The 13,715-nt window shown below is 68.0% G+C and carries 11 protein-coding genes; 2 read left to right on the top strand and 9 right to left on the bottom strand.

The window, feature by feature from the left end; all coding sequences use genetic code 11:
• Positions 1–142: 142 nt before the first annotated feature.
• Together ACPP3B_RS06030 and ACPP3B_RS06025 are read left to right on the top strand one after the other, a co-directional pair.
• The gene (locus ACPP3B_RS06030; RefSeq protein WP_299021180.1) at positions 143–340 is read left to right on the top strand and encodes a YgaP family membrane protein; all 198 of its coding nucleotides are present in this window, start codon (positions 143–145) and stop codon (positions 338–340) included.
• 52 nt (positions 341–392) lie between these two features.
• Positions 393–2,198 (top strand): diguanylate cyclase domain-containing protein, encoded by a 1,806-nt coding sequence (locus ACPP3B_RS06025; RefSeq protein ID WP_424860037.1) that lies wholly within the window; start codon positions 393–395, stop codon positions 2,196–2,198.
• On the opposite strand, the gene ACPP3B_RS06020 is transcribed toward ACPP3B_RS06025, so the two are convergent.
• The 9 genes from ACPP3B_RS06020 to ACPP3B_RS05980 all read right to left on the bottom strand — a co-directional run bounded on the left by ACPP3B_RS06020 (position 2,117) and on the right by ACPP3B_RS05980 (position 13,606).
• Entirely contained in the window at positions 2,117–3,904 is a 1,788-nt protein-coding gene (locus ACPP3B_RS06020) for a putative bifunctional diguanylate cyclase/phosphodiesterase (protein ID WP_424860036.1), read from the bottom strand. The genes ACPP3B_RS06025 and ACPP3B_RS06020 overlap by 82 nt on opposite strands.
• Before the next feature lie 35 nt (positions 3,905–3,939).
• A complete protein-coding gene (locus ACPP3B_RS06015) occupies positions 3,940–5,508 on the bottom strand; it encodes a methyl-accepting chemotaxis protein (RefSeq protein WP_424860035.1) in 1,569 nt (522 codons plus the stop codon).
• 126 nt (positions 5,509–5,634) lie between these two features.
• Positions 5,635–6,282 carry a Crp/Fnr family transcriptional regulator gene (locus ACPP3B_RS06010; RefSeq protein ID WP_424860034.1) on the bottom strand — a complete coding sequence of 216 codons (648 nt, stop codon included), beginning with the start codon at positions 6,280–6,282 and terminating at the stop codon, positions 5,635–5,637.
• Positions 6,283–6,436: 154 nt separating this feature from the next.
• Positions 6,437–7,327 (bottom strand): lysophospholipid acyltransferase family protein, encoded by an 891-nt coding sequence (locus ACPP3B_RS06005; protein ID WP_424860033.1) that lies wholly within the window; start codon positions 7,325–7,327, stop codon positions 6,437–6,439.
• A gap of 67 nt (positions 7,328–7,394) precedes the next feature.
• Entirely contained in the window at positions 7,395–8,891 is a 1,497-nt protein-coding gene (locus ACPP3B_RS06000; RefSeq protein WP_424860032.1) for an aldehyde dehydrogenase, read from the bottom strand.
• A gap of 125 nt (positions 8,892–9,016) precedes the next feature.
• Entirely contained in the window at positions 9,017–10,567 is a 1,551-nt protein-coding gene (locus ACPP3B_RS05995; protein ID WP_424860031.1) for a protein adenylyltransferase SelO, read from the bottom strand.
• Between the two features lie 103 nt (positions 10,568–10,670).
• On the bottom strand, positions 10,671–11,507 hold the full coding sequence (locus tag ACPP3B_RS05990) for an ABC transporter permease (protein WP_424860030.1): 837 nt from the start codon (positions 11,505–11,507) through the stop codon (positions 10,671–10,673).
• Between the two features lie 12 nt (positions 11,508–11,519).
• Positions 11,520–12,452, bottom strand: coding sequence for an ABC transporter permease (locus ACPP3B_RS05985; RefSeq protein WP_424860029.1), 933 nt, complete (start codon positions 12,450–12,452; stop codon positions 11,520–11,522).
• 38 nt (positions 12,453–12,490) lie between these two features.
• A complete protein-coding gene (locus tag ACPP3B_RS05980) occupies positions 12,491–13,606 on the bottom strand; it encodes an ABC transporter ATP-binding protein (RefSeq protein ID WP_424860028.1) in 1,116 nt (371 codons plus the stop codon).
• Between the last annotated feature and the right edge of the window lie 109 nt (positions 13,607–13,715).

Here is a 13,715-nt window from a genome sequence, read left to right as displayed (position 1 = left end):
CCGAGCGTTTCACGTGGAACCATCATTGGCGATTTCGAAACCCGGCTCACTTGCGGGAGTTGCCAATCGTCAAATGGCTGACGTACATTGTGGGGTATCGTTAGCTTATCTAAACCCCGTCGTACCCAAAGGAGCCTCCATCATGACCCGTAACGTCGGCGGCATCGACCGCATTCTTCGCATCGCCATTGGCCTCCTCTTGATCGCGCTGGCTGCCACCGGCACCGTCGGTGTCTGGGGCTGGATCGGCATCGTCCCGCTGGCCACGGGGCTCATCGGCTGGTGTCCGCCGTACGCCATTTTTGGCATCAACACCTGCAAAACTCGCAGCGGCGAATAACCTGCCGAGCCCGCACGCCCTTGCCGTGCGCGGCGCCGATCTTGGAGAGCCTATGCACCGTTTGCGGCGCTGGCTGGCCGTCGCGAGTTGCTTGGGCACGCTGGGCGTGCTGGCCCCGGCCTTGGGCGGACCGAGCACACCCCCGGCGGATCAGGTCGCTTTTGGCGACGTCTTCCGCTACCAGGGGGTGCCCATGCTGTGGATCGAACCCGACAGCGGGCGCATCGTCGATGCCAACGAGGCGGCCGCCTTGCTCTATGGCCGCTCCGTGGTCGAGCCGCGGCAGCAGCACTTTCAGAACATCAACCTGCTGTCTGAACGACGGGTGGCCGAAGAACGCCAGCCCGACACCCTGGCACAAACGCAGCGCAAAGAGCTGTGGCTGCTGGCTGCCGTGATGGCACTCGGCGCGGTGGTGGCGGTCTTGATCACGGCCGCGCTGGGGCTTCGCCGCCGGGCACAATGGGCCACCGCGCAATGGCAGCAAGCTCAACAGGCGTTAAAGATGCGCGAAGCGTCGCTCCAACACCTTGCACGATCGGCCCACGGCATGCAGCTGGCGCTGCAGGGTGCTGGCCTGGGTAGCTGGGATTGGGACTTGCGCCTCGATCGCCTGCAGCTCGACCCACCAGCCTTGCAGGTATTGGGTCACTCGGTCGCCACCCTGCCCACGCTGAACATGACGCGCTGGCTGGATTTGATCGCGCCGGCCGACCGCTCGCTGTTCGAGCACGCGTGGGCGCGCCACCTCAGCGGGCAACAGCCGCTACTGGAGTGCGAACTGCGCCTGCGCCACCGCGACGGTCATGAGGTGCCCGCGCTCTTGCGCGGGCAGGTGGTGGCGCGCGGCGACGATGGCACGCCGTGGCGGGTGGCGGGCATACTGGCCGACCTGAGCACGCTACACGAATACCAGCGCGCCGCCTCCCTGGCCGAGCAGGTCTTTCGCTACACGCACGAAGCCGTGTTGGTCACGGATGCCCAGGGTTGTATCGTGCGCGTCAACGACGCCTTCGGGCGGCTGACTGGCTATGCGCCGGACGAGGTCCTGGGCCGCAACCCGTTGCTGCTGGCCTCCGGCCGGCACGACCGCGCGTTTTTTGCCGCCATGTGGAACGCCCTGCAAACGCAAGGCCACTGGTCGGGCGAAATCTGGAACCGCCGCCGCGACGGTGCGTTGATGGCCAACTGGATGACCATCAGCGTGATGCGCGACCCGCGCGGCGAGGTGCAGGGCTACGTTGGTGTTTTCCACGACATCACCCAGCGCAAGCAGACCGAGGCCGAGCTGCAGCGCACCGCACTCACCGATGCGCTAACCGGCCTGGGGAACCGCGTGCTGCTACACGACCGGCTGCAGCAGGCGATGGCCCGCACCGCCCGTCACGGCGCGTGCCTGGCGGTCGTGATGCTGGATCTGGACGGCTTCAAAGCCATCAATGATACCCACGGTCACGCCGCGGGCGACCGCCTGCTGATTGCGCTGGCACAGCGGCTGCGTGCGCTGGTACGCGAGGTGGACACTGTCGTGCGGCTGGGAGGTGACGAATTCGTGCTGCTGCTGCCGGATCTGATCCGCCCACAGGATGCCGAGCCGTTGTTGCAGCGCATCTTGCAAGCGATGGCGCAGCCAGTGGATGATGCCGCTGGGGCGCTGCAGGTGTCGGCCAGTGTCGGCGTCACCTATTACCCGCAAGAACCGCCCGTGGACGCCGACACACTGTTGCACCAGGCCGATGAGGCGATGTACTGGGCCAAGCGCAGCGGGCGCAACCGTTATGCCGCCTGGACCCCTGCCTTGGCCAACAATGGCGGCACCTCGTCGGCCGCAAGCGCGGGAGCAAACCACCAGCCTTGATACGCCGCACAACGGTGGCGGCGCAAAAACGCCCATTGTCCCTCGGTCTCCACGCCTTCGGCCACCACTTGCAGCCCGAGCGTGCGCGCCAGCGCCAGCACACCGCGCACCAGCACGACGTCGGTACTGTCCTGCGGTATGCGTTGGAGGAAGCTGCGATCGATCTTGAGCCGGTGCACCGGCAACTGGCGCAGCACGGCCAGCGACGAGTGCCCGGTGCCGAAATCGTCGAGGGCCAGCCGCACCCCCAACGCAGCCAATTCCGTCATGACCCGGCGCGCGTGCGCGGCGTCGGCCATCGCCACCGATTCGGTCAGCTCCAGCTCCAGGCAGGCGGGATCCATCCGGTGGCGCTGCAGCACGTCACGCACCTGGGCGGCCAGTCCCTCCTGGCGCAACTGCACCGCGGAGACGTTGACCGCGATCGGCACCCGCCAGCCGTGGTCGGCCCAAACCCGCCACTGGCGGCACGCCTCCTGCAGCACCCAGTCGCCCAGCGCGAGCATCAGCCCGGTGGATTCGGCAACGGGAATGAAGCGTGCGGGTGGAACCGACCCCAGCTCGGCATCGGTCCAGCGCAGCAGGGCCTCCAGCCCGGAGACGGCACCGGTGCGCACATCCACCTGCGGCTGGTAATGCAGGCTCAAGCCCCCGTGGCGCAATGCGTGGCGCAAGCGGTCGTGAATGCGGGCGCGTTCATCGAGCGCGTGCGCCTGCGCGGGCGCATAACGCACGGGCTGTCCCGCCGCTTGCGCTTTGCTTGCATACAGGGCCAAATCGACCGCGCGCAGCAGCGCCTCGATATCCGCACCATCTTGCGGACCACAGGCCACCCCCACCGAGCCACCCACCTCCAGCCGCAGATCCCCCACCGTGACCGGTGCGCACTGTAACGCCAACAGCACTTTATCGGCCACACGCAGGGCATCGGCCGGGCCATCCACCCGCGGCAGCAGCACCGCGAATTCGTCCCCGCCCAGGCGAGCCACCACGTCGTCGGTGCGCACGCTGCCGCGCAGCCGCTCGGCCACCCCCTGCAGCACTGCGTCGCCGACCGGATGCCCGTGGACGTCATTGATGCGTTTGAAGTCATCCAGGTCCACCAGCAGCAGCGCCATCGTGTGACCGCTGCGCTGCGCCGCGGCCAAGGCGTCGTGCAGCCGCGCCCGCAGCTGGGCCCGGTTGGCCAAGCCGGTCAGGGGGTCGTGCGCCGCCAGATGCTGCAAGCGCTCGGTCAGGCGCCGGGTTTCGGTGACGTCGCGCACGAACGCCACCGCACACGGCTGCCCGTGGTACTCCCCCACCCCCAGTGCGATGTCCACCGGCACCTGCACGCCATCGGCGCGGCGCAGTTCGAGCGATGCCACGGCACCCATCGGGCGCGGGTGCGGGTCGGCGAAAAAACGCTGCAGATGTGCGTGGTGGCGGCTGCGCGCGGTCATTGGCATCAGCACATCGAGCGGCTGGCCCATCAGGGCTGACGGCTCGCGCCCGCACAGTCGCGCCATCGCGGGGTTGACAGCCAGGATGCGGCCCTGCGTATCCACCACCAAAATCCCGTCCGGGGCGGCGTCGAAGACGATACGTTCCAGCGGGGGGAGCTCGGCCGCCAGCGCCTGCTCGGCTTGCTCGATCAACAGTTCCGGAATGTTTGTCTGGTATGCACGCTTGCCTGATCCGGCCAGGGCAACTTTCATCGTTTTCATGGGCCTGCCTCCCTTGGATCATGGCCTGAAGCGGGTCAGCGCCGCGCGCCACTGCGCCACAGCGCCACTGCGTCGGCCAGCCGCTCGGCCTGCGCGTGCAGGCTGCGCGCCGCGCCCGACAGTTCGTCCACCAGCGCGGCGTTTTGCTGCGTGTTTTGATCCAGCGTCGCCACCGCCTCGCCGATCTGGGCCACGCCCGCCGACTGCTCGCGACTGGCAGCGGAGATTTCCCGGATCAGGTCGGCCACGCGCTTGACTTGCTCGACGATGGCACCGATCTGCTCGCCCGTCTGCTCCACCTGCGCCACGCCAGCGCCGACCTGTTGCACGCTGCTCTGGATGAGCGCCTTGATTTCGCGCGCCGCGTCGGCACTGCGCTGCGCGAGGCTCCTGACCTCGCCCGCCACGACGGCAAAGCCGCGTCCGGCCTCGCCCGCGCGCGCCGCCTCCACCGCGGCGTTGAGAGCCAGGATGTTGGTCTGAAACGCGATGCTGTCGATGACACCGGTGATATCGGCGATGCGCTGCGAGCCACTGCGAATCGTCTGCATGGTCTGCACGACCGTCTGCATCGCCTCGCCGCCTGCCTGCGCGGCCGCCATCGCCTGCTCGGCCAACCCGGTGGCGGACTGCGCATTGTCGGCGTTGTGGCGCACGGTGGCCGTGACCTGCTCCATGGTGGCCGCCGTCTCCTCCAGGCTCGCGGCAGCTTGCTCGGTGCGCCGCGAAAGGTCGCCATTGCCCTGCGCGATCTGCTCGCTTGCGCTGCTGACGCCCTGCACCTGCGCCGCGACGTCGTCGACCATAGCGCGCAGATTGAGTCCGGCCTGGTTGATGGAGCGCGCCAGCAGGCCGATGTCGTCCACCCGGTTCAGCGGCGGTTGCGTGACCAAGTTGCCGGCCGCGATGGACTGCGCATGCTGCGCGATGCGCGCCAATGGCCGCGTGATATGCACCCGGCCCCACGCCAGCGCCAGCAACACCGACACGGCCGCGCCACCGGCGGCGACGGCGAGTGGCAACCACGCCCCGGTGGACGCCGCATGGCCTGCCACGGCCGCCACTGGCCCCAGGGCGGCCAGCAACACCCCCGCGCCCAGCCGGGCCCCTGTGCTGGCGCGCTGGCCCCAGCTGCGCCAGGACTGCCAGCCGGTATGCACGATCAGACCCTTATAAAACGCGAGCCCGCGTGCGCGCCCCTCGCGGAACGCGGCGTACAAGCGCTCGGCGGCCTCGACCTCGGTGCGCTCGGGCGCAGTGCGCACCGACAAGTAGCCCACCACCTGCCCATCGCGCACCATGGGCGCGGCGTTGGCGCGCACCCAATAATGGTCGCCGTCCTTGCGCCGGTTTTTCACCAGCGCCGTCCACGACTGGCCACCCTGGATGGTACGCCACATGTCGGCAAACGCCTCGGGTGGCATGTCCGGGTGGCGCACGATGTTGTGCGGCTGGCCCATGAGCTCTTCACGCTCGAAGCCGCTGACGGCCACGAACGCCGCATTGGCATACGTGATGCGGCTCTTGGGATCGGTGGTGGAGAGCAGCGTGGCACGGCCATCGATGACGTACTCTCGCTGGGTAACGGGCAGGTTTTGGCGCACGAACGAACTTCCTTTTGCGAACGGGCAGACCCAAACATGCCATGATGTGGCGGTTCTGTGTGCGTTTACTGACACCAATCAACGCTTCGCGTGACATTTGTCACGCGGCCGCGTGGTGGCGCCGCATCACGGCGGCGGCGTGCGTGCGGTGACTGGCGCGGCCGCGGTGAGCTGGACGCGCCGCGGTCCGCCGCGCCGCAGGCGGCCTTGGCGTACCAGCATCCCGACGGCGCGCGAGACCGTCTCCGGTGCACAGGCGGCCAGTTCGGCGAGCAGCGTCCGCTCCGGCAGCGGGACCTCGACCGACCCCGTGCATTGCGCCATGCGGCGCAAAACCGCTTCCACCCGCTCGCTGGCCGTGGGCAGGCGACCAATGGCCGCCCAATCGGACAGCGTCTCGGCCAAGCGGGTGCATTCGTCGAGCGAAGCACTGAGCACGGCAGGCGGCACCCCCTCGCGCGGCACGGGGCGCTGACAGACGCGCGCATCGGTGAGGGCCGTGGCATCGACGGCTGCGGGGGCGTGGCCCGCGAGGGCGCGCACGCCCAACGCTTGCACCGGCCCCACGATGGCGACAGCGCGCATAGGGTTGCCGTCGCTGTGGCGGGACAACGTTACCAAGCCTACCTGCACCACCAGCACGTGCGTCACGGGCTCACCCTGTCGCAGCAGGGTCTGGCCTGCCGTAACCCGGCGCGCCTCGACCTCGCCCGGCCATGCGGTTTGGGTGCGCGCGATCAGGCAACGGGCGGCATGAATACAGCCGTCACACATGGGGGTCGCCAACCGGTCAACGATGCCCACAGCGCTCCGAGACATACCCCCCGGGAGTTTGGGGGGGGGGGGGGGGGTAAATCGCCGGTGGCGCGTGTCCATGGGTGTCATTGTGGTCCCGTCGTCCGCTTCCGCCAAGCCCCCTGGCGACATGTCAATACACCGGAGCGCTCCCGGTGGGCCGCGTCTTGAAGCGCCGATGCAACCAATGGTACTGTCCGGGAGTTTCGGTGATCCACGCCTGCAGCTCGGCGTTCATGCGTTGCGCGTCGGCCGCGTCGTCACCGCTGGGGTAGTCGGCCCAGGCCGCGCCCACCCAGACGCGATAGCCATGCCGGTCCAGCCGCGCCACCACCGGCCGCACGGGGGCGCGGGCCACCGCGGCCAGCCGTGGCAGCGAGGTGACGGTGGCGGCCGGCACCCCAAAAAACGGCACGAACACCGACTCCCGCGGGCCGAAATCCATGTCTGGCAACAGATAGACCGCGCTGCCCGCGCGCAGTGCGCGCACCAGGCCGCGTACCCCCTCGCGGCGCGAGACGACCTGCGGCGCGCCAAAGCGCTGGCGCCCTTGGCGTACCCAAGCGTCCAGCATGCGGTTGACCTGAGGCGCGTACAAGCCCGCCCACGGGCGGTCGATCGCCTGGGTCAGCCGCGTCCACGCCGCATCCAGCCCCACAAAGTGGGGCACGAACAGCAACTGGGGGCCGGGCTCGGCGAGCGCCGCCCAATCCCCCTCCAGCCGCACGCGCTGCGCCACGACCGTCGCCGGGGCGTGCCAAAGCCAAACCCGGTCCACAAACGCCTGGCCGAAATGGATGAACGTCTGCCACGCCCAGGTCCGCCGTTGCGCAGCAGACGCCTGCGGAAAACACAACGCCAGATTGCGCTGCACGATGGCGCGCCGACGATGCGCCAACAGGTACAACCCCGCGCCCAGGGTCGCACCCACCGTGCGCAGCAGCGGCAGCGGCAAGCGGGCGGCCCAGCGCAACCAGGACGGGCCGGGCGTGAGGGCGTGATGGACAACAGCGGTGTCGGTCATGACCGCTGCGGATGATAGCGGCGGCCGACACGCCCACACGAACTGCGCCCACCCCCGGGCGGGACTGTCACGCCGACAGCGGATCGTCGATGCGAATCCAGGTGGTTTTGAGTTCGGTGTATTTATCCAGCGCATGCAGCGACTTGTCACGCCCGATGCCGCTTTGCCGAAAACCGCCAAATGGCACGGTGATGTCGTCCTCGTCGTACTGGTTGACGTGCACCGTGCCGGCGCGCAGCGCGCGCGCCACCGCGTGCGCCTTATTGAGGTCACGCGTCCACACCGCCGCCTGTAGGCCGTAAATGCTGTCGTTGGCCTGCCGTACCGCGTCGGCCAGGTCGGTGAAGGTGATGACCGACAGCACGGGGCCGAAGATCTCCTCGCGCGCGATGGTCATGGTATTGGTCACCCCGTCGAAGACCGTGGGCTGCACGTAGCAGCCGCCCGGCACTGGCTCGACTGCCTGCCCCCCGGCAAGCAGGCGTGCGCCTTCGGCCTGGCCCTGCTCGATGTAGCGCAGCACGGTGTCGAGCTGGATGCGGTCGACAATGGCGCCCATGATCGTCTGTGGCTCCAGCGGGTTGGCGGGCTGGTAGCGCGGCACCAGCGCCAGCGCTTTTTCCAGGAAGGCCTCCTTGATACTGGCCTCGACGAACAGCCGCGACGGTGCGTTGCAGCTCTCGCCCTGGTTGAAAAAGATGCTGGAGACGGCGGCCTCGACCGCCCGGTCCAGATCGGGACAGTCGGCACACACGATGTTGGGTGACTTGCCGCCCAGCTCGGTCCAGGCGCGCTTGAGGTTGCTCTGGCCCGCCATGACGTGGATTTGCTTGCCCACCCGCGTGCTGCCAGTAAAGGCGATGGCGTCGACATCCATGTGCAGGGCCAGGGCACTGCCCGCCTCGGGCCCGTAACCAGGTACGACGTTGAGCACGCCGGGCGGCAGGCCGGCCTCCAGCGCCAACTCGGCCAGGCGCAGCGCGGTCAGGGGCGACTTTTCGCTCGGCTTGAGCACCACCGAATTGCCCGCGGCCAGGGCGGGCGCGATTTTCCACGCCGCCATCAACAGCGGATAGTTCCACGGCACGATGATGCCAACCACCCCGACTGGCTCGCGCGTGATCAGCGCGAGCGCGGTGCGTGGAGTAGGCGCGATTTCGTCGTAGATCTTGTCCACCGCCTCGCCGTACCAGCGGATGCAATTGGCCGCGCTGTGCACGTCCACGCTCTTGGCGTAACGGATGGGTTTGCCCATGTCCAGCGTCTCGGTCAGCGCCAGCTCGTCGGCGTGGGCCAGCAGCCGCTCGGCCAGGCGGATGAGCACGCGTTTGCGCGCCGCCGGGGCTTGGCCACACCAACGCCGGTCCTCGAACGCGCGCCGCGCCGCCGCCACCGCCGCGTCGATGTCGGCCGGGCCGCCGCGCGCCACGGTGGTCAACAGCCGCCCGTCGATGGGCGAAAGGCAGTCGAATGTGCGGCCGTCGGCCGCCTCGACCCGGCGGCCGTCGATGACAGCGCGGCCATCGAGCGCCGGGGTGACAGCGGGGGTGGGGGTTTCGGGCATGGTCAAGGCTCCTTCGGATGGTGCGTCCTATCCTACGGCAGCGCGGGCGCGCCTGGCGCAGCCACTTGCGGCACGCACTGGTGGTCCGCTTTCGCGCCCGTGACAGGTCGTCCTACACTGCCGTCCTAGGTGCCGCAAAAGGTGCGATAGCGGCGAGCAGTCATGGGATCGGCCGGTTGGGCATAGCGCTCGAGCCCCGGGCGCTCATCAAACGGCTGCTGCACCACGGACAGCAGCGCCTCGAACGGGGCCATATCGCCCTCGTCGCTGGCGGCGCGCAGCGCTTCCTCCACGCGCTGGTTGCGCGGGATATAAATCGGGTTGACGCACCGCATGGCGTGCGCCCAGTCCGTGGGGGACCCGTGCGCGTTGCGCTGCAGGCGCGCTTGCCAGCGCACGAGCCATGCATCCAGCGCCGCCACATCGGCAAACAGCGCGGCCAGTGGCTGCGCCGCTGACGACGACGCGCGCGCCGGTTGGGTGTCGAGTGCCGCCGCCAAATCGCTCAAGCGCCGGTGCGCCAGCGTCCAATCCACCGCTTGCGCGTGCAGCAGGTGCAGCCAGTCGTCGATGAGCGCCTGGTCTGCGCCGTCCAGCGCGGCATCGGTCGGCGGCGCCTCACCCGCTTGCCAGCCCAGTTTGGCCCGCATGATCGCCAGCCAATGGTGCCGGTAGCGCGCGCCAAAGCGCTCGATCGCGGCCTGAGCCAGGGCCAGCGCGGCCTCTTCGTCGGGATGCAGCAGTGGCAACAAGGCCTCAGCCAGCCGTGCCAGGTTCCACTGCGCCATGCGCGGTTGGTTGCCCCAGGCATAGCGGCCGCCATGGTCGATGGAGCTGAACACCGTCTGCGGATCGAACGCCTCCATGAACGCGCATGGGCCGTAGTCGATCGTCTCGCCGGAGAGCGTCATGTTGTCCGTGTTCATGACGCCGTGGATGAAGCCCAACCCCATCCACTGGGCCACCAGCGCCGCCTGCCGCTCGCACGCGCCTTCCAGCAGCGCCACATACGGCTGCTCATGCGGCCCGGGGTCGTGGCGCTGCAAGGTGTGGTCGGCCAAGCGCCGCAGCAGCTCCACATCCCCACTGGCCGCTACCCACTGAAAGGTGCCGACCCGGATGTGGCTCGCCGCCACGCGCACCAGCACCGCGCCCGGCACACGCTGGGGCAAGCCGTCCACCTCGCGCCAGATCGTCTCACCGGTGGCGACGACGGCGAGCGACCGGCTGGTGGGCACGCCCAACGCGTGCATGGCTTCGCTGATCAGATATTCCCGCAGCATCGGCCCCAGCGCCGCCTTGCCGTCACCGCCGCGCGCAAAGGGGGTGCGCCCAGAGCCCTTGAGCGCCACGTCGCGCAGGCGGCGATGGCGGTCGAGCACCTCGCCCAGCAACAGGGCGCGCCCGTCCCCCAGGCGCGGCACATAGCCGCCGAACTGGTGGCCGGCGTACCCCTGCGCGACGGTGCGCACCTCTGGCGGCCACCCTTGACCACACAGCAAGGCCGCGCCCTCGGGCCCGCGCAACCGTTCGGCAGGCCAACCGAGTTCGGCCGCCAGCGCATCATTGAAGACTACGAGCGCGGGCTGTGGCACCGGTGCCGCCCGCCACGGGATGCACAACGGGGCGAGTTCGGTGGCGTAGCGGTGCTGCAAACCCGGCATGGCGTCGATCATGCCGCCAAGGGTAGCGACAGCGGGGCCCGACACAGCGACGGCCGCGTCAAGACCCTATCGCGCACCGGCCCTCCCGGTGATGCGGCACGCTGACGGTTGGGGCTCAGGCACGGGTGGCGGCTGCGATCTCGCGCTCGCGCCGACGCGTGTTGCGCGCCACCCACAACGCGTAGCTGACGATGACCGCCGTCACCACTGCAATCAGGATCGTGGCCGCGGCGTAGATGGTGGGGTTGATGCCGCGCCGCGCGTAGCCGAAGATGACCTGCGGCAGCGTGTTGACACCGGGGCCCGACAAAAACTCCGAGATCACCACGTCGTCGAACGACAGCGTAAACGACAGCAGAAATGCCGCCAGCACGGCAGGCGCGATGTTGGGCAGCGTCACCAGAAAGAACACCTGGTGCGGGCGCGCACCCAGGTCCATGGCGGCTTCTTCGATGCGGCGGTCCATCTCGAGCAGGCGCGACTGCACCACCACCATGGCATATGCCATGCCCATGAGCGTGTGGCCCAGGACGATGGTGAGCATGCCACGCTGCGGCCAGCCGAAGACGTTTTGCGCGCCCACCATCAGCAACAGCAGGGACAGGCCAATGATCACCTCTGGCATGACCAGCGGCGCGTTGACCATGCCCGAAAACACCGTTCGGCCCCAGAAGCGCCGGTAGCGCACCAGCACGAAGGCGGCGAACGTGCCCAGCACCGCCGACAGCACGCCGGTCGTCAGCGCCACTTTGAGCGACACGAAGAACCCGTTGACGATTTTGGTGTCGGCCAGTAGCGCCTCGTACCAGCGCAGCGAGAAGCCGGTGAACACCGCGTCTTGCCGCGTGCTGTTGAACGAAAAGACGATCATGAACAGCAGCGGGGCGTACAAAAACGCGTACACCAGCAGCAACCAGCCTTTGCTAAAGTGGCGTCCGAGCCAACGCGTCATGGCGACTCCCCTTCAGTGTGCGGCGCGCTCGCCGCTGTAGCGGTAGTAGATGGCCAGCGGCACGACGATGAGCGCGATCATGACCACCGCCAGCGCCGCGGCCCGCGGCCAGTTGTTGGCGGTAAACATCTCGTCCCACACCACGCGGCCGATCATCAGGTTCTCCGGGCCGCCCAGCAGCGAGGGGATGACGAACTCGCCCACCGACGGGATGAACACCAGCATGAAGCCCGCGATGATGCCGGCCTTGGACAGCGGTACCGTCACCAACCAGAACGCCTTCCAGGGCGTGGCACCCAGGTCGTAGGCGGCCTCGAGCAGCCGCCAGTCCATCTTGACCAGGTTGGCGTACAGCGGCAGCACCATGAAGGGCAAGTACACATACGTCATGCCCACCAGCATCGACACGTTGGTGTAGAGCAGGTGCAGCGGCTCATCGATCACGCCCAGCGCCATGAGCGCGCGGTTGAGGATGCCCGCGTCGGCCAAAATGCCCTTCCAGGCGTAGACGCGCAGCAGAAAAGAGGTCCAAAACGGCAGCATCACCAGCAGCAGCAGCGCCGGGCGCACCGCGGGCGCGCTGCGGGCGATGAAATACGCGAACGGATACCCGATCAAGAGGCACAGCGTCGCCGTGATGGCTGCATACAGCAGCGAGCGCGCGTACGCTTCGACGTACAGCGTCTGAAACAGCGGACCGTCCCACTGCGCTTTGAAGATGCTCCAGTAGTTTTCGTACTTCAGGCGCAGCACGCCGGTTTCAGCGTCCCACAAGGGCTGGAACGGGTCGATGCCGTCACCCATGTCGACGAAGCTGATGTAGAGCAGGATCAGGAACGGCAGTGCAAAAAAGACCGTCAGCCAGCCAAACGGCACGGCAATGACGAAACGCCGCCCGGGCATCGGCAGCGGCGCGGCGCGCTCGGGGGTGGAGGGGTGACTCATGATGGCGCAGGCAGTGGGGATGCGGACATGCGCCGCGGTCAGTCGCGCAGCACGACACCAGCGGTGTCGCTCCACCAGAACCAAACCTCGTCCTCCCAGGTGATGTCGGACAGGTCGTGGCGCGAGGTATTGGCTTCGGTGATCTTGACTTTTTGTCCCTGCGGTGTGACGACGATGTAGCTGTTGTACGAGCCGAAGTAGGCAATCTCTTTGACCCGGCCCTGAAACAGGTTGCACGGCACGCCCTCGGGTCGGGTCTTGGCGATCTCGATCTTTTCTGGCCGCACCGCGACGCTGATGGGCATCCCGACGGTGCCAGTGGTGCCGTGCCCGACGTGGATGACGCCCAACGGGGTGGACACAGCGCAGTGGTCGGGCTCATCGATGCTGAGTGTGCCGTCGAACAGATTGACGCTGCCGATGAAGTCGGCCACGAAGCGATTGGCCGGAAACTCGTACATTTCCTGCGGGGTGCCGATCTGCAATACCCGGCCCTTGCTCATGACCGCGATACGGCTGGCCATGGTCATGGCCTCTTCCTGGTCGTGCGTGACCATGACGCAGGTCACGCCCACCTGCTCGATGATGTTGACGAGCTCGAACTGGGTCTGCTCGCGCAGTTTTTTGTCCAGCGCCCCCAGCGGCTCATCGAGCAGCAGCAGCTTGGGCCGCTTGGCCAGACTGCGCGCCAGCGCCACGCGCTGCTGCTGCCCACCCGAGAGCTGGTGCGGCTTGCGTCGTGCGTACGCGCTCAGTTGCACCAGCGCCAGCATGTCGCTCACGCGCTTGTCGATTTCGGCCTTGGGCAGCCCCTCGCGCTTGAGGCCGAAGGCGACGTTTTCCCAGATGTCCAGATGCGGAAAGAGCGCGTAACTCTGAAACATCATGTTGACCGGCCGCTCATACGGGGGCAGACCGGCGACGTCCTGCCCGCCGAGCAGGATGCGCCCGGAAGTCGGGGTCTCGAACCCCGCCAACATGCGCAGCAGGGTGGATTTGCCGCAGCCCGAGCTGCCCAGCAGCGCAAAGATTTCTCCCTTGCGCACCGACAACGACACCTCGTCAACGGCCAGCGCCTCGTCGAAGCGCTTGACGAGCTTTTCGGTGACCAAGTAGTTTTCCCGTTCAGCGGGAGCACGGGACGGTTCGGCCATGACGGATCACACTCCTGCGGGTCACGCGACCCAGGGGTCGGTCAGAGAAAGAAAACGGGCTGTTCATACCCTCGGCACGAACAGCCCGGTGCTCATCGGTGGTGCATCC

This window comes from Tepidimonas sp. HKU77 (genome assembly GCF_049728535.1).
In the GTDB taxonomy this organism is placed as follows: domain Bacteria; phylum Pseudomonadota; class Gammaproteobacteria; order Burkholderiales; family Burkholderiaceae_C; genus Tepidimonas.
Note: the sequence above shows the minus strand (reverse complement) of the source record. Positions and strands in the feature narration are given on the sequence as shown.